The organism is Lysinibacillus sp. FSL K6-0102 (assembly GCF_038003545.1).
Lineage (GTDB): Bacteria > Bacillota > Bacilli > Bacillales_A > Planococcaceae > Lysinibacillus > Lysinibacillus capsici.
Map to the genome: position 1 here is coordinate 3,813,656 of NZ_JBBOPH010000001.1, position 16,930 is coordinate 3,830,585.

At 35.9% G+C, this 16,930-nt stretch carries 12 protein-coding genes; 1 reads left to right on the top strand and 11 read right to left on the bottom strand.

All coding sequences use genetic code 11. The annotated features are described in order from the left end of the window. Positions 1 to 15 precede the first annotated feature (15 nt). The 6 genes from sufU to NYE73_RS19480 all read right to left on the bottom strand — a co-directional run bounded on the left by sufU (position 16) and on the right by NYE73_RS19480 (position 7,926). A complete protein-coding gene (gene sufU, locus NYE73_RS19455; RefSeq protein ID WP_016993621.1) occupies positions 16 to 441 on the bottom strand; it encodes a Fe-S cluster assembly sulfur transfer protein SufU in 426 nt (141 codons plus the stop codon). Then, positions 431 to 1,660: a cysteine desulfurase gene (locus NYE73_RS19460; RefSeq protein WP_048394396.1), complete on the bottom strand. Its 1,230-nt coding sequence runs from the start codon at positions 1,658 to 1,660 to the stop codon at positions 431 to 433. The genes sufU and NYE73_RS19460 overlap by 11 nt, the downstream gene beginning before the upstream one ends. Then, positions 1,660 to 2,967 (bottom strand): Fe-S cluster assembly protein SufD, encoded by a 1,308-nt coding sequence (sufD, locus tag NYE73_RS19465; RefSeq protein WP_103118723.1) that lies wholly within the window; start codon positions 2,965 to 2,967, stop codon positions 1,660 to 1,662. The genes NYE73_RS19460 and sufD overlap by 1 nt, the downstream gene beginning before the upstream one ends. Positions 2,968 to 2,985: 18 nt before the next feature. Further along, on the bottom strand, positions 2,986 to 3,765 hold the full coding sequence (gene sufC, locus NYE73_RS19470; protein ID WP_016994918.1) for a Fe-S cluster assembly ATPase SufC: 780 nt from the start codon (positions 3,763 to 3,765) through the stop codon (positions 2,986 to 2,988). Between the two features lie 479 nt (positions 3,766 to 4,244). Beyond that, complete coding sequence (locus tag NYE73_RS19475) at positions 4,245 to 5,009, bottom strand: response regulator (RefSeq protein WP_259949621.1); 765 nt, start codon at positions 5,007 to 5,009, stop codon at positions 4,245 to 4,247. After that, on the bottom strand, positions 4,981 to 7,926 hold the full coding sequence (locus tag NYE73_RS19480) for a histidine kinase (protein ID WP_259949623.1): 2,946 nt from the start codon (positions 7,924 to 7,926) through the stop codon (positions 4,981 to 4,983). Before NYE73_RS19480 ends, NYE73_RS19475 begins: the two co-directional genes overlap by 29 nt. 155 nt (positions 7,927 to 8,081) lie before the next feature. On the opposite strand from NYE73_RS19480, the gene NYE73_RS19485 reads away from it, so the two are divergent. After that, positions 8,082 to 8,984 carry a LysR family transcriptional regulator gene (locus NYE73_RS19485; RefSeq protein ID WP_048394390.1) on the top strand — a complete coding sequence of 301 codons (903 nt, stop codon included), beginning with the start codon at positions 8,082 to 8,084 and terminating at the stop codon, positions 8,982 to 8,984. A gap of 28 nt (positions 8,985 to 9,012) precedes the next feature. Here NYE73_RS19485 and NYE73_RS19490 read toward each other — a convergent pair whose 3' ends face one another. From NYE73_RS19490 to NYE73_RS19510, 5 genes are read right to left on the bottom strand one after another with little or no spacing between them, the layout of a single operon-like run. Further along, positions 9,013 to 10,047: a glycosyl hydrolase family 18 protein gene (locus tag NYE73_RS19490; RefSeq protein WP_340815682.1), complete on the bottom strand. Its 1,035-nt coding sequence runs from the start codon at positions 10,045 to 10,047 to the stop codon at positions 9,013 to 9,015. 34 nt (positions 10,048 to 10,081) lie between these two features. After that, a complete protein-coding gene (locus tag NYE73_RS19495; protein WP_048394385.1) occupies positions 10,082 to 11,833 on the bottom strand; it encodes a polysaccharide deacetylase family protein in 1,752 nt (583 codons plus the stop codon). After that, positions 11,830 to 13,698, bottom strand: coding sequence for a glycosyltransferase family 2 protein (locus NYE73_RS19500; protein ID WP_259949632.1), 1,869 nt, complete (start codon positions 13,696 to 13,698; stop codon positions 11,830 to 11,832). The genes NYE73_RS19495 and NYE73_RS19500 overlap by 4 nt, the downstream gene beginning before the upstream one ends. Then, positions 13,695 to 15,128, bottom strand: coding sequence for a polysaccharide deacetylase family protein (locus NYE73_RS19505; protein WP_241489981.1), 1,434 nt, complete (start codon positions 15,126 to 15,128; stop codon positions 13,695 to 13,697). Before NYE73_RS19505 ends, NYE73_RS19500 begins: the two co-directional genes overlap by 4 nt. 17 nt (positions 15,129 to 15,145) lie before the next feature. After that, positions 15,146 to 16,471 carry a nucleotide sugar dehydrogenase gene (locus tag NYE73_RS19510; RefSeq protein WP_259949638.1) on the bottom strand — a complete coding sequence of 442 codons (1,326 nt, stop codon included), beginning with the start codon at positions 16,469 to 16,471 and terminating at the stop codon, positions 15,146 to 15,148. Positions 16,472 to 16,930 lie beyond the last annotated feature (459 nt).

Here is a 16,930-nt window from a genome sequence, read left to right on the forward strand (position 1 = left end):
ACAAGGAAGTAAAATTTATTTCACACCTTTTTCCATTGCTTTCCAAGCCAATGTTGCACACTTAATTCGTGCTGGGAATTGTGAAACACCTTGCAGTGCCTCAACATCCTCAAGGTCATATTTATCGCTGTACTCCTCACCCATCATCATTTTAGAAAAAATATCAGAAAGCTCAATAGCTTCCTCTACTTTTTTTCCTTTGATGAGCTGTGTCATCATTGATGCAGAGGACATAGAAATAGAACAGCCTTCACCATCAAATTTTGCATCCTCTACAACACCGTCTGTCACTTTCAATGTTAAGTGAATACGGTCGCCACAAGTCGGATTATTCATATCGATCGTTACAGCATTCTCATCTAAAGATCCTTTATTACGAGGATTCTTATAGTGATCCATAATGACTGAACGATATAGTTGATCTAAATTATTAAAAGACATCGCCAAAATACTCCTTCGCAGAACGTAACCCTGCAACTAAACGGTCAATATCCTCCTCTGTATTGTACAGATAGAAGCTTGCTCGTGCTGTCGCTACTTGCTGAAGACATTTCATTAGTGGCTGTGCACAATGATGTCCTGCACGAACAGCAATACCATTCATGTCAAGCACCGTTGCCACATCATGTGGATGTACATCATCTAGATTAAATGTTACTAATCCACAACGCTTCATAGGGTCACGTGGGCCAAAAATTTTCAAACCGTCAATTGTTTCAAGTTGATCCATTGCGTAGCCTGCAAGCTTATGCTCATGCTCTAGAATGTTATCTAACCCGATATCAGTTAAGAAATCAATAGCGGCTCCTAAACCTATTGCACCTGCAATAATAGGCGTTCCACCTTCAAATTTCCACGGTAATTCCTTCCACGTTGACTCATAAAGCCCAACAAAATCAATCATTTCGCCACCAAACTCAATTGGCTCCATCTTTTCAAGGTGTTCCTTTTTACCATATAGTACACCTATTCCAGTTGGTCCGCACATTTTATGCCCTGAGAAACCTAAGAAATCTACATCCAAATCTTGCACATCAATTTTCATATGTGGCGCAGCTTGTGCACCATCGGCTACCATGACAGCACCATTAGCATGTGCAATTTGAGCAATTTCTTTAATTGGATTTATTGTTCCAAGTACGTTTGATGCCATAGACACCGAAACAATTTTTGTTTTAGGTGTGACTGTCGCACGTACTTTCTCTAGGCTAAGAGTGCCGTCTGCTTCAAGCTCAATGTATTTTAAAGTTGCATTTTTTTCTTTGGCTAATTGTTGCCAAGGAATAATATTGGAATGATGCTCCATATGAGTAATGACAATTTCATCACCCTCAACAACATTTGCACGACCATAACTTGTCGCAACTGTATTTAAAGCGGTTGTTGTACCACGCGTAAAAATAATTTCCTGTGTTGATTGCGCATTAATAAACTTACGAACCTTTTCACGAGCACCTTCATATTTATCTGTTGCACGGTTTCCTAGTGTATGCACGCCACGGTGAACATTGGAATTATCAAATTCATAATAAGCTTTAATCGCTTCAATCACTTGAACAGGCTTCTGAGACGTCGCTGCACTATCAAGATATACAAGTCTATGACCATTTACATCCTGATTTAAAATTGGGAAATAGCTTTTAATGTCTTTATTCATCATTAGCGAACTTTCCTTTCAATAACCTCCGTCAGTTGCTTTTGAACGCCTTCAATTGGTAATTGCGTAACAACTGGCGCAAGGAATCCATGGATAACAAGGCGCTCTGCTTCTGCTTTCGAGATACCACGGCTCATTAAATAATAAAGCTGTAATGGATCTACTCGACCAACAGATGCTGCGTGTCCTGCTGTTACATCATCTTCGTCAATTAATAAAATTGGGTTTGCATCCCCACGAGCTTTTTCTGACAGCATTAATACACGTGATTCTTGTTGTGCATCGGCTTTTGTCGCACCATGCTCGATATAGCCAATACCGTTAAAGATTGACTGAGCTGCATCTTTCATTACACCATGCTTTAAGATATGCCCGTTTGAGTTTTTACCCCAGTGACGAACCTCAGTAGTGAAGTTAAGTTTTTGTTCTCCACGACCAACTACGACTGTTTTTGTATCTGCATGAGAACCGTCACCAATCAAATGCGTAATGTTTTCAGAGATTGTATCAGAATCATTCATTAGACCAAGAGCCCAGTCAACTTTTGCGTCACGCGCTAAACGTGCACGACGATTAACATATGTCGTAAATCCTTTTGCAAGGACATCTACTGCACCATATGTCACCTGTGCATTATCTTGAACAACGACTTCCGCAATAATATTCGCTTGCCCTTTTGCCTCTTCAACTGTTGAAACATAAGTTTCCACATATGTTACTGCTGAATTCGCTTCTGCTACTACTAAAACATGGTTATATAATGAAGCTTCCGCATTGTCATTAAGGAAAACAACTTGAAGTGGTTGCTCAATGATCACGTTTTTTGGTACGTATACAAACACTCCACCATTAACAAGTGCTGTATGAAGTGCTGTTAACTTATGCTCATCTACTTTAACAGCTTCTGTCATAAAGTATTTTTGTACAAGTTCGCCATGCTCACGAACTGCTGTGAAAATATCAGTAAAAATAACACCTTTATCAGCAAGTTCTTGTGATGCCTTAATATATGCTGGTGTATTATTACGTTGAATATATAGGTTTTCTTGTGCTTCAAGGTCAATTAAACCTTTTGCTTCTTCAGGTAGAGCATCCAATGAAGGGAATGCCTCACTATGAACTGCAAACACTGGGAAGTTCATGAAATCCCATTTTGTAATATTCGTTCTATCTGGTTTTGGCAAATCTAAACCAGCTACTTTGTCTAGTGCTGCCGCGCGAAGTTCTGTAAACCAAGTAGGTTCACCATTTGCTTCTGAGAACGAGCGCACGTCCTGTACTGTTACAGGCAAGTTAAGTTCCACTGTCATGCTAGTTCGTCCTCCTTCTTATGCTTCTTGTTCTTCTGTTTCTTCTTCGATTCCTAATTCTTTTTTAATCCAGTCATAACCTTCTGCTTCTAAGCGTTGTGCAAGCTCTGCACCACCTGATTTTACAACACGTCCTTGCATCATTACGTGTACATGGTCTGGTGTAATGTAGTTTAATAGGCGTTGATAGTGTGTAATCATTAAGCAGCCAAAGCCTTCACCGCGCATTGCGTTGATGCCTTTTGAGACAACTTTCAATGCATCGATATCAAGACCAGAGTCAATTTCATCTAAGATTGCAAATGTTGGTTTGATCATCATTAATTGAAGAATCTCATTACGTTTTTTCTCCCCGCCAGAGAAACCTTCATTTAAATAACGTTGAGCCATATCTTCGTTCATTTCAAGGAATTCCATGTTTTTATCTAATTCGCGGATAAATTTCATTAATGAAATTTCATCGCCTTCTTCACGACGCGCGTTAATTGCTGAACGTAAGAAATCAGCATTTGTAACACCAGCAATTTCAGATGGATATTGCATTGCTAGGAATAAACCAGCTTGAGCACGCTCGTCTACTTCCATTTCAAGCACATCTTCGCCATCTAACTCAACAGTACCTGAAGTTACTTCATATTTTGGATGACCCATAATAGCAGAAGCTAGTGTTGATTTACCAGTTCCGTTTGGTCCCATAATTGCGTGAATTTCGTTTGTATTAATTGTAAGATTTACGCCTTTTAAAATCTCTTTTCCGTCGATAGCAACGTGAAGATCTTTAATAACTAAAGTTGACATGAAAATACCTCCATAGTGTTCAGTGAATGGGTCAACCATTCCTTAATTATCATCATTCTAATCTTAACTGAAAATCGTTCTCTATGCAAACCATTTCAATTACTTTCCCATTCCTTAAATAAAATCTTTAAAAATAAAGACTTTGTAAGCATTTTCAGATTATTGCTACTTCACCTAAACAATGAGAATAGACTTTCTTCATTTTCAATAAAATCTACATAATTGAGAATTGATTTCATCTAGCTACATAGTGAAAACCTCGAGAAAAGTGCTAATTGTAGCGGTTTTGTGACAAATTAGCATAAACAACATATCTATACTATAACCTATTTCATTAAAATGGAATCAATTTAAGTTCATATTGGAAGAAAGAAATTTTGCTATAAAAATTAATGGATTGTCTCCTCAAAAGAAAGTAATTTTAGGCAAATGAAAAGACAGAAACATAGATTGTATCCAACATTTCTGCCATTTCTCCATTAATTTAGATGATATGACCATAAATATCCTTTTGATTCCAGTAAAAAAGCATCTGACTCTGAGGTAGAAGTGATGACAATTGCATCATTTGTCTTCAGCTCATAGCCTTCATTCACGCGTTCTATTTGAATAGGTAAACCTAGCTCTATAAAAAGCTGACGTAGACGGTAAATCGTATTATAAAGATTCGCTAACGCTTTTTTCTCATCTATATTAGGCCAAATATCATCTAAAATACGATACTTCGATACTACGATTCCTTCATGGACTAATAAATAATAAAAAAGCTCCTCCGTAACCTTTGTTCGCCATTTAATAGCTTTGTCATGTATCCTTGTTCCAACCTCACCTTTTAAACTAACTTCCAATTTTGTAGTGTTTCGCTGTGTTTGACGCCCATAATATTTTGTAAGTCTTTCATTTACTTGTAGTACTATACCTGGTGTCATGGGCTTTAATACATAGTCTAGTGCTTGGACTCGAAATGCATCTACAGCATATTTTGCATAGGCTGTTGAAAAAATAATAGGGACATCAATGCCTTCTTCTACTAAAATAGCTGCAAGCTCTAATCCATTCATCTTTGGCATTTCAATATCTAAAATTAGCGCATCATATTCACCCTTAATGGACAAAATTTGAGTTATTGCTTCTAAAGGTGATGTAAAGGTGGCAATAACTTGAAAAAGCCCCTCTTTTTCAAGTAATAGTTTGTGCAAATCTAAAATTGGCTGTTCATCCTCTACCATAATAATTTTCCACATGTTGAAGCTCCTTTAAAGGTTGTATGAATACCATTGTTGTACCTTCATCTTTCTTAGAAGTAATAGAAAGAGTAGCACTCGGCATTTCTTTTACTCGACGTAGAACATTGGTAAATCCGATGCCATTTGAAAATATATTTTCTCCATTGTTTAAAGCTTTTACCTGTTCCTCAGTCATACCAACGCCATCATCCCTCACCTGAATGCTTAAATTATTTTGCTGCCTTTTAATTTCAATAAAGACTGTCCCATTTCCATCCTTTTCAAAAATCCCATGACGAATTGCATTTTCAACTAAAGGCTGTATCAGTAAACTTGGGATTTCTATCTTTTCAGCATCTAATGTATTTTCTATTGTCAAAATAACCGTTAACTTATCACCAAAGCGTGCTTGTTCAATCTCTACATAGGCACGTATAATTTCAAGCTCTTTCTCTAACGTTGCGCGTTGCCCATCCTTACCTGATTCTAATATATAACGTAAATAGGTAGAAAGCATCGTTAATAAATGCCCTGCTCGCTCTCCGTCTGTATAACAAAACGAAATAATACTGCTGAGTGCATTGTATAAAAAATGAGGATTGATTTGTGCCTGTAGAAAAGCCATTTCATGCTGTATCGCTTTGCCCATAGCCTCTTTCGTTAATGCTATAGCCGATAAACGTGAAAGTAACATTTCTTTTGTAGCTGGCTTACGGATATAATCATTGGCCCCTGATTCCAGGATAAGTGAAATATTCGTTGGATATTCATTGGCTACTAACATCATAATCGGTAAATCTATATAGCTATAATACTGACGTATATATTTGGTTAGGGCAATGCCTCCCATTCCAGGCATCACTTCATCTATCAATAAAAAATCAGGTCTTTTTTGCTGAATAACGTTGAGTGCCTCCTCAGGACAATGCACTACCTCTATAGCGTAGTGGCTTTGTAGTAACGATTGTAAAACCTCTGCATGAATGACATCATCCTCAACTATGAGTAATCTTGGCAAATTTTCATTGAACAGTGGCTGATCATTCATAATGATAATCATCTCATTGTCTTTTAGCACTTGCTCATAGCCCCCGAATGGCAAGGTGATGATAAATCGAATGCCATTTTGTAATAAATCTACCGAATATGTACCACCCATCTGCTCAATGATGGCTTTCCCTATCGACTGTCCAGTCTCATCTGCTGCTTTTTGCTGTATAGGCTCAGGGCCAGCTCCTTCTACCAAGATTCTTACGTCTGTATCAAGATGTAAAACAGTTAGAATCATATCCCCATTCCCAGCATGAGCAATAGCTGTTTCAAGTACCCTGTATAAGATTTGACCTAGACGTTGCTCATCAGCTTGAACTAATAATTTTGGATTGGTGTGCTTGTATAAACGAATATGCGTTTTTTTTATTTTCTTTTCGTGCATAATTAATACATGCTGAATAATCATTTGAATATTAACTGGGTGTACATCTATTTTAAAATCCTGAAACCTTATTCTAGTGAAATCTTTTAAGTCATTTACTAGATATAATAAACGTTCTAATTGTTGTTCTAGTAGTTGTTGCTTATCCGTCATAGATTGAGTTGATAAGGATTTTGTAATATTTAATGCATGATAAAGAGGTTGTTCTAATTCATTTGTTGTCACTTCTAAAAAGGAATCCTTACCGATTGTCGCCTTTTCCAGACGTTGGCTATATAATTCAGCGTCTCTTGTTCGATTAATTAGTCGCATTGCCAAATAAATATTCATACATACTACAAAGAATAGCAGACCAATACGATTAAAAACATTTCGCCCAGAGAAAAAAAGCTGATCAAATGTTCCACTTATGCTAAAAATTAATAGAGATATAATTGTTGCACTTAATATTATCAGTTCATTTTTCGGAACATGAGCACTTTTCTTCATGATCAAATACAATAATCGTCCTATTATAAAAAATGCTAGGAAATTTATATAGGTAAAAAATATATATTGTAGCTCCGATAAGGATCTTGCTGGTAAAAGCAGTGTTCCAACGCCATATAATAATAGTGGTGACACAAATAATAAAGCTGTCCTACGCTTCATCATAGCTGTTACCGTATAGGCAAAGAACAGGAATAGCATCACTGCATTTATATAGGTTATAAAATCTTGCAAACGAAAATAAAATTCAAATTCTATAGTAGGAAACTCTCTATAAAGAGTTCGTTCGCCTCTTGTACATACCAAAATTGCCAACGTAAAAAAATACATTGCACTATAAAAAAACGCTTTGTCTCTTATTCTTAATAAATACAAACTAAAATGAAAGATTGAAAATATTAATAACATGATAATCGTTGTTTTTTCTAAGTACACATCTTGAATGACATCTTTTGCAAGAGCATCCGCATCTCCTATATCTATAGGAAATATAATGCCATGCCTTGCATTATGAAAATCTGCAACTTGTATTGTTAGGATCACCGAATCTGAAGAAGGTGAAAAATACACTTCATAAACAGGATTACTTGGTTTCGATGCTTCACGAGCAGTAGCAAGTTTACCATAGGAGGCAGCGATCTCATTATTTATAAAAAGTCGATGAGATGACCAAATATTTCGTACCCGAATACCTATTTTTTTGAAATGAGGTGGTAGCTTAATTTTAAGTTGATAAGTACCATACTCTGCATCGGCCTGCCATGGTCCAGGAACCTTTTCAATTGGAGCATGATCAGGAAAATTAGCAGGTTCAAGAAATTTATGGCCTATAAAACGCCATTCTCCAGACAATGCTACAATCTCTTCCTCTTTTGTTATTTCTGATAAATCTAATTGACCATCCACCGCCTGTAACTTAGTATTGCTTGTATCTTGATCGTTAAAAATTAAATAAGTTAGCATCGTGATGGCTAATAAAATAAATAACCAACTTAAACTTTTTTTTATCATGAATCCCACCTCCTCCTCATCTTACAATAGCGAACTCTCAAATATCTAACAGCTTATAATTTTTATTTTGACATAAACAGTCATTTTTCATCTTAAATAATATATAATTAAGGTATAATCAATCTTATTTTTAGATTAATAGAGGTGAAATGTTAGTGGAGTTACGTCAATTACGCTATTTTGTAGAGGTTGCTGAACGTGAGCATATTTCAGAGGCTGCTGAGCATCTTCATGTAGCCCAATCTGCCATTAGTCGGCAAATCGCAAATCTTGAGGATGAGTTAGGTACTCCGTTATTTGAACGAGTGGGACGAAATGTCAAATTAACACCAATAGGGAAGACATTTCTTGAGCATACCATTACGGCATTAAAGGCCATCGATTTTGCAGCAAAGCAAGTAGAAGAATATCTTGATCCTGCAAAGGGCTCAATTAAAATCGGCTTTCCAACAAGTTTAGCTAGCTATGTTCTGCCAACCGTTATTTCAGCCTTTAAACGCGAATATCCTGATTTACAATTTCAACTCCGTCAAGGGTCTTATCGATTTTTGATTGATGCAGTTAAAAATCGGGAGTTGAACCTCGCCTTTTTGGGACCCCTGCCCCCGAAGGACGAATCCATTCAATCAACCATTCTGTTTACTGAAAATATTGCCGCACTCCTACCAGCCAATCATCCATTAGCTAAAAGAGAAAGCATACAGCTTGCAGAGTTGAAAAATGATTTATTCGTATTATTTCCAGATGGTTACATTTTGCATAAGGTAGCGATGGATGCTTGTAGAGCTGCAGGCTTTTTACCAAATGTCATTTCAGAGGGAGAAGATTTGGATGCACTAAAGGGCTTAGTCGCCGCTGGCATAGGTGTTAGTCTATTACCAGAAAGTTCTCTTTATGATTCAGCAGCTCGCTTTACCATTAAGGTTCCTATTGAATCTCCTACAATCCCTAGAACTGTTGGTATTATTTCACCCGTAAATCGAGAAATTGCACCATCAGAAATCATTTTCTTAGACTTTGTGAAAAACTTTTTTTCTCGCCTTTCACAATTCCAATAAAAAAATCGCCTTTTGGGCGATTTTTTTATTATTCTGTTGATTGCTCAGCAATCCATTCTATTGTTTTCTCTCCTAAGCCTCCTGCACGCCATAATACAACGTCATGATAGCTTTTCTTTTGAACGTAAGTAACCCATTTTTCTAGCGTTTCTTGATCAGCATACCAAACTTCATGGCTGACATTATTGTCATCTACATATGAAAAATAAACGGCTCCACTTGCTTGATCACGCTGCTTAGCTGCTTTTCTATCGGCTAGTAATTGTTCGGCCTCAAGCTCTGTTAAAGCGACTATTTTGCCCTGAGCTACCCAATCAAAACCTCCAGTGGCAAACGCGATAGCTAAATCTTGATTAGACTTCTTCATTTTTTTTACTAAATCATCTAGAAAAGAAAAAGTAGCTTTAGCACCTGGCCCACTGTGGTAACCATGAACATTATAGGCCATTACTGTATAGTGAGGTCCATCTGGCAATTTCACATCAAATGGAAAGCGTGGTTCGAGTACAAAATGCAATGTAACATCCTTTTTGGAAAGCTCTTGGTAAAGCTCTTCTAAAAATAGGATATAGTTTTGAAGGTCATCTTTAGCCACCTTTTCATAATCAATCTCAATGCCATTTACTTGATATTGTTCCACAATCCGCAAAATATTTCCAATATGCTTTTGCCTTGCTGAGGAATCCTGCAATAATCTATGCAAAAGCGTGCTATCCTTTTGAACAGATGGAGCATTCTCTGTTACATAATCATTGATGAGTGTTAGGATCACATGATGGGAATCATTAAATTGCTGCTTGGTCTTTTGCAACATATCTACGGCATTTTCTGTTAACAATAGTTCATCATTGCTATTAAAATATGCGCCAAAAACACGTATATCTTGTAATCCAAGTTGAGAATTTTCTACATCTTTCATGGCGGATTTATTTTGCCATTCTGGTAACCAAATAGATAATCGGAGCTTCTCCTTATCGTTAAATTCTTCCTTTGCTTTAGCTGGCTGTTCTTTACTATTACTACAAGCTGTAATAAATAGTAGCGCAATACAAATAAATAACATAATGTTCTTCACTTGACTCTAATTTCACCCCGATTTAGAAGGTCTCGATAAAGAAATCAACGACATGATTAAATAACTCAGTGGATTTATACTTAACCTTCTCGAAATTCGTATATTGGTTCGTAAAAATAGTTTGATTGTTTTTATCTGTAATCAAAATATCTTCAATTAATGTATCGTAAATATCATCTGCATACTGTTCGTGTGAAGTGTTCTTATTACTGTACAACGCACCAAATCCAATCTGTGCCCCTTGTAATTTCGGATTTATTTGAACGGTCTCGGATAATACATTATCTACATCTATTTCTATTTTATCCTTATTTATAGCAATGTTAAATACTCTTTTTTCCGTTAAGTTTCTTGGGTACTCTTCTTCATCTATACGTGACCCTTTTTGCGTATCATGATAAGTGTAAACTGTTGCTTTATTAAATGCGTATTCTTCTTCATTCCACTTAATTTCATTTAATGGAAAGCGTTCTTTTTCAACAATTCCCCCGCCTGGTAATTTTTCATTTATTACAATCTCATTATCGACTAGTACAATTCGTAAATAACTATTTGTTTTTTCATCGTAATTTACATAGAAAGCTTGTTGGCCAACCACATTCCCTTTAAACGCAAAATTCACATTATATTGATCTGGCAGTTCCTCCTTTAAAAGAATTCTGCCTTCACTTGATGGTGCTGAAGTTAAGGTAATCTCATTATTTTCATATTCTGCCGCACCATTTATCACTTTCCAGTGTTGTGCTACTTCCTGATCTCCTATCTTAAATTGTATGTTTTGCCTACTGGCCTGTCTGATCTTCATCATCACATGATTAGTTGACCAATATGGTGATACTTGTAATCTGCTTAAATTATAAATATCTGCCTCTTTATCATTGTAGGCTCCTAATTCTAGATTAAAATGCATACGAAACTTATCTTTAATTTCTTTGTTATTCACACTTTCTACGAGAGGATCCATATTGTTATAAAGTGAGTTTGCATGCATAATTGCGTAGGCTTTAGGGACTTCCCCCAACTCTTCATGATAGATATCCTGCATTAAATTGTAGTCCTTCTTAATACGAGCCTCCATCTCTTGTCGAGTTTCACTTGGTATCATATATTGATTACGAATAAAATCCATTAAATAATGATTATAGTATTCTATTGTTGTTTTATTAGGTACGTTATTTTCATCTATGACGCCTAAGGACTGTCCTTTATCATTAAAAATATTAATATAGGTTAACCTATATCCATTGGAGCCCATTTCCCAATAACCGCTTTTTTCCATCAGTTTTAAATCTTTGGGCTTTAAAAATTTATTATCGGTTGTATCCATTTTATTGGCATACGTAAACATCGTCGCCTTATAATTTAATTTTTCCATAATATTTTGAGCAAAAATACTAGAATCTGTACGTCCATCTTCAAATGATAGATACAAAGCTTTTTCTGGCAATGGTTTATCATGCTGATAGAAGTCTAAAATATCCTTTTGAGTAATGGTTTGATACCCTTGTTTTTCTAACAAAGTTAATTGTTCTTCTAAATTCTTTTTAGACACATATTTAGGTGATTCATTTCTACTGACACCAAAATAGGAAAGGGCAATAAAACCCTCTTTATTATTTAATGGAACTGTTTCAGCTCCCCTTTTCTCTGTTAGAAAAACAGCTTTAATTAAAATGACAGCTAACAATACTACTATAATTAATTGAGCGATCGAACGGATGATTTTCCGACGATTTTTTTTAGCTGGCTGAAGCTCTACACTTTTTCCGTTCATTCCTTCTCACCCTTTTTTCTAATTTTCAACATCGAAAATCGGGATTTTCGTAATTTTTGCTTTTCCATTTTCTTTTCCTTCGCTAGAACATCCTGGGGTGTTTCCCTTGTCCCCCATGTAGATTTCCAAAAAGTCACCCAAGCAACTGGCATCTGCCATAGCAAAATAAATTCATAATAGAGGACAAAGATAAAACCAAATCCCCATAGTTTACTTTTTCTAAAGAATAGATGAGCCAAACTCATAAGCATGGCCATTAATAGTAAACCTATTAAAAACGTTGTAGGAAAAATACCATACATGACTGGTACATAAATTAAGTTATAAACAACGACAATTGGTGCTGCAATCGGCACAATTAAACCAATAATGAAGAAAAGGAACATAAACGGTTCTTTTTTCCACATAAATAAAAATGCACGCAATGATTCTCGAAGCCAAGAACGTTTCCATCTCATTTGCTGGGATAGAAAAACTTTTGTGTCAGATGGAACAATTGTTGAACAAATGGCATTGTCCTGATAGCCTGTTCGATGTGTTTTTAAAATATAGTTTGTCATACTACGGTCATCACCAAAAGTTGCTGGCTGACCAAGAAATTTTTGATTAAGCCATGCTGTTTCATTTTTTAAAATTAGCTCTTTCCGGTAACAGGCTAGTGGTCCTGATAAGCAAGTAACCGTATCAAACCATGCTTCAGCTGCTTTCATGATACGGAAGGCAATATAATAACGAACCGTCTGTAATTTAGTTAGCGCATTAGTAAATTTATTTTCAACCTCTGTTCGGCCAGCCACACCGCCCATTTTGGGATCTTGAAAAGGTTGCACTAAATTACGGATTGCATGTGGCTCTAAAAAACTATCGGAATCCACAAAAACAACTAAATCATGCTTCGCTTGATGAACACCCGCAACTAACGCTTCCCGTTTCCCACCGTTTTGTGGAAGCTTATAAAACTTTAATCGATCATTCGTCTTAAATCGTTCACCCTCTTGATGAATAAGCTTAATCATGTCGTATGCCTTTTCCTCTGTACGATCTGTTGAACAATCATCTACAACGATTACTTCTAATTTATCTACTGGGTAATATTGATTGATACAACTAGAAATCGTGCGATGAATCCACTCTTCCTCATTAAAGACTGGAATAATAATGGAGACACCTGGTTCAAACTTTGGATTGATCGGTACATTTTTATAGAAAATACCAAATAAATATCTACTTAACAGAAATGTTGCTGCAATAATACTATAAAGATATAAAAATTTATTAAACCTAAAGTAAATCACGCTTTCTGCTCTCATTAACATGACAATAATCGATACGACCAATAAAAATAAACTAGCCATAAAAATAGAAATGCCCCAACGTTTTTTTGTCATATATTCGTTTAAAGGCTGTAAAAATTCACAGGCAGCATAATAACGTAGTTCTCCATCCACTTCTTTCGTAAAATAACGGACAACCTTAGCCTTTAACTTCACTTTGGCTTCATAGCCCTCAGGCATTGCACCACCCGGTATGTTGAAATTCATTGTTAAAATTTCATTTATTAAAAATTCATGAGGTTGATTAGAGTAAACGAGGATACCCGTTACCGAAATATCCTCTGCAAAAAGTTTTTCTGCGTTCACTTGGCGTTTTGCCCTTTTAATATGAACCTCAAAATGAGTTTCGTAGCGTAAACTTAATTGTTGAAGTCGATAGATTTCATTCACATCTGTCGGATCAATTTCCTCTTTCTGATAGGATGCTCCACGACGATTCACAAGGCTCCTTACATTTTCGGGATCGGGAATATTTGAAAGAATCCGACGGTCAGAGCGTGGTATCGTTAAGATCTCTTTTTTTGTTTTCATTGTTCATTCACATCCCTATTTGAATCTTCTTCAATCCAAGTAGACATTTTGCTAAAGCTATAACCATCTTCTAGAAGTTTTTCAATAATGAGTGGAAGTGCTTCTACCGTATTTGTTCCATCTAGGATATGCATGACAATGACCTTGCCGGGCCCAACCCTAGAAATCACCCGTTCGTAAATGTCTTGTGCTGAGTAATCTAAATTCCAATCAAAAGAAGCGATATCATACATAGCAATCGTTTTAATTCCCGCAGCAGTAATGATCTTGGCCGTTCGCTCATCCATTATTCCTTGGGCTGGTCGGAAATATAGAAGCGGGGGCTCTTGTAAAGCATAGGTTAATGCCTGATGTGCCTTCACTAAATCATCTTGTAATTCTTCGGGTGTCATTTTTGTAACATCTAAATGGTAATAGGAGTGGCTCGCTACCTCATGACCTTCCTCTACAATCATCTTCGCTAATTGTGGATTCTTCTCCACACCACTTCCTATTAGGAAAAAGGTACTTTTGATATTATATTTACGTAAAACATCCAACACTTCTTTTACTCGTTTTTCATGTGCCCAATCATCAAAAGTAATAGCTATTTCCTTTTTTGTTGTCTCTTTTCGATAATATAAATTCGGCTTGGCTTGCTCATAATTTACATTTGGACTGACAGCATCATATCCTGAAATTTCTTCCACGGACTTTGTTAAATAACGTTTATCCAATAGATCACTCAAAGTAGTAATGGTATACTCGCGTTCTTTAGCTAATTGAGCTAATAATGGTATAGCATCAATAATGGCAGGATTAATGTATGTGTTGAGATGAATAATAGAGCCCCTATCAATATATTTACTGATATAATTAATCAGCTCCTGAGCACTTTGCATTTTTCTATCAAGTGGGTTAATAGATAATCCAATAACGGCTTTCATATCAAGCGCCTTAGCTGCTAAGCGCATATTATCGGTAACATCGCCTGAACGACTACGAACAAATTTTGGTGTATAGCCTAAATGCTCTTCAAAAATTTGATTGGTTAACATGATTTCTTCATACGTTTGGTCATAATCCAAAGACGTTACATCTGGAAATGTCAATGTACCGTTTTGCACCTCATGTCCCCTTTTTAAGATATCTTTCACAAGCTCTGGCTCTTGAGCAACACGCATTCCCTCTAGAAAAAAGGTAGCCTTCATATTCGATTCATCTAGTTTCGTTAATAATGACTTCATTGTGTCGTTATCTGCTAAGCCATTAAATGTTAACGATACTTTTGGTACCACAATATTGGCATGACTAATTAATTCACTTTTAGTACCATCAGATTTTTTGACCTCTATAGAAGAATCAACTGGATGAATCGTTTCTTGTGTCGCTGACTGACAGCCTGCTAAGAACAGCATGATGAGCAGACCACATAGTTTTAGTCGTTTCATTTCCTATGAATTCCCCCTTATAGTTTGTAATAATTTTTATTTTCGAACAAAAAATGGGTATTACGTGTATCAAAAATTAAAGAAGCTTGTTGATCAATTAAAGAGTAATCAATAGTTGAATGATTCGTTAAAATTAATACTGCATCTGCTTGTTGGATTATTGGTGCGGTTAATGCAACCGTATTGAAATGGGATTGTTCGATAGAAAATGTTTGTATATAAGGATCAATGATCGTTAATTGGCATTGTTTATCTAGTAGTTGCTGAATAACATGAAGTGCTGGTGATTCACGTGAATCGTTTATATTAGGTTTATAAGTGACACCAATGACAACAATATTGGCTCTATACAGCTCTTTATTTTGAATACGTAAGTAATTACTTAATCTCTCTACTACAAAGTTGGGCATTGAGTCATTGATTTTATCAGCTGCTTCAATTAACGTTGCAGAGATACCATGTTGTTGCCCAGCCCATAGTAGATATTTAGGATCTACTGGAATACAATGCCCCCCCACTCCTGGCCCTGGTGTAAATGTCATAAAACCATAAGGCTTTGTAGAAGCTGCATCAATAACTTCCCAAATATCAATGTTCATCTTATAGCAAATCTGACTTAACTCGTTTACAAGGGCTATGTTAATTTGGCGAAAAGTATTTTCCAGTAATTTCTCCATTTCAGCCACTCTAGGGCTTGTCACAGTACACACATGGGTATGAAGAACTGTTTCATAAAAAATCTTTGATAATTCTAGGCATGTGGCTGTTATTCCCCCAATCACTTTTGGTGTATTCGACACGGAAAAGTTGCTATTTCCTGGATCAACACGTTCTGGTGAATACGCTAAAAACAAATCATGACCAATAGTAAAACCATATTTTTGTAAAATAGGCTGGACCATTTCTTCTGTTGTCCCAGGGTAAGTCGTACTTTCAAGAATAACTAGCACATTGGCGTTAATATTTTGACCGATGGCATGCGTTGCTTCTTCGATATATGAAATATTAGGTGTTCCATCAGGAGTAGTAGGTGTAGGTACACAAATAATCACAACGTCTGCTTGTGAAAGCATAGAAAAATCTTTAGTTGCTTCAAAATGTTTACTTTCGATCATTTGCTCTATATTTTCTCTCGGTAAATCAGCAATATAACTTTCACCATTTTGCAATTGTCTAATTTTTCCTTGATTTTTATCAAAGCCAACTACCTTAAATCCATTTTGAGCCATTTCCACGGCAAACGGTAAACCTACATAGCCAAGTCCAATCACTCCAATTGTTGCTTTTTTTGTTTGGATTTTTTTCAATAAAGCTGTACTTAGTGATTTCGTTTCGCTCGTCATTAAAATTACTCCTTTATTTAATCTGTATTTTCATTGTTTTTTCTTTATTTAATTGAGGAACGCATTCCATAAAGCAATGGTTCAATTCTCGTCATCTTTTGTAAAAACCCCCTTCAACATTCAAACTTACACAGGACTCTTTAGTCGAAATAGATCAGTAGGATTACACATCACTCAAAATAAGTTTATTAACGTTTATATAGTACTAATTGAAGCTAAACAATTTCTAAACAATTACACCCAAGGTAATAAAAACCTATTCCTATAAAAAACAAATCAAATTTTCATTATAAAAACGTCTATTTACGACGTTTTTTATATTAACCATTAACTGTAATTTTTTTTGTTTAGAAAAATTTTTCTTTCTACAATTCTAAAAATCCCCTTAAGCCTCGGTTGTCCACCGACACTTAAGGGGATTGGTAAATAAAAAAGAACTAAGGGCAGAACAATCTACCC

What these genes read in the sequence shown, in the direction of transcription:
- sufU (WP_016993621.1), bottom strand. Translation starts at nt 441, where the DNA reads ATGTCTTTTAATAATTTAGATCAACTATATCGTTCAGTCATTATGGAT.
- sufC (WP_016994918.1), bottom strand. Translation starts at nt 3,765, where the DNA reads ATGTCAACTTTAGTTATTAAAGATCTTCACGTTGCTATCGACGGAAAA.
- sufD (WP_103118723.1), bottom strand. Translation starts at nt 2,967, where the DNA reads ATGACAGTGGAACTTAACTTGCCTGTAACAGTACAGGACGTGCGCTCG.
- NYE73_RS19480 (WP_259949623.1), bottom strand. Translation starts at nt 7,926, where the DNA reads ATGATAAAAAAAAGTTTAAGTTGGTTATTTATTTTATTAGCCATCACG.
- NYE73_RS19490 (WP_340815682.1), bottom strand. Translation starts at nt 10,047, where the DNA reads ATGTTATTTATTTGTATTGCGCTACTATTTATTACAGCTTGTAGTAAT.
- NYE73_RS19500 (WP_259949632.1), bottom strand. Translation starts at nt 13,698, where the DNA reads ATGAAAACAAAAAAAGAGATCTTAACGATACCACGCTCTGACCGTCGG.
- NYE73_RS19510 (WP_259949638.1), bottom strand. Translation starts at nt 16,471, where the DNA reads ATGACGAGCGAAACGAAATCACTAAGTACAGCTTTATTGAAAAAAATC.
- NYE73_RS19460 (WP_048394396.1), bottom strand. Translation starts at nt 1,660, where the DNA reads ATGATGAATAAAGACATTAAAAGCTATTTCCCAATTTTAAATCAGGAT.
- NYE73_RS19495 (WP_048394385.1), bottom strand. Translation starts at nt 11,833, where the DNA reads ATGAACGGAAAAAGTGTAGAGCTTCAGCCAGCTAAAAAAAATCGTCGG.
- NYE73_RS19475 (WP_259949621.1), bottom strand. Translation starts at nt 5,009, where the DNA reads ATGTGGAAAATTATTATGGTAGAGGATGAACAGCCAATTTTAGATTTG.
- NYE73_RS19505 (WP_241489981.1), bottom strand. Translation starts at nt 15,128, where the DNA reads ATGAAACGACTAAAACTATGTGGTCTGCTCATCATGCTGTTCTTAGCA.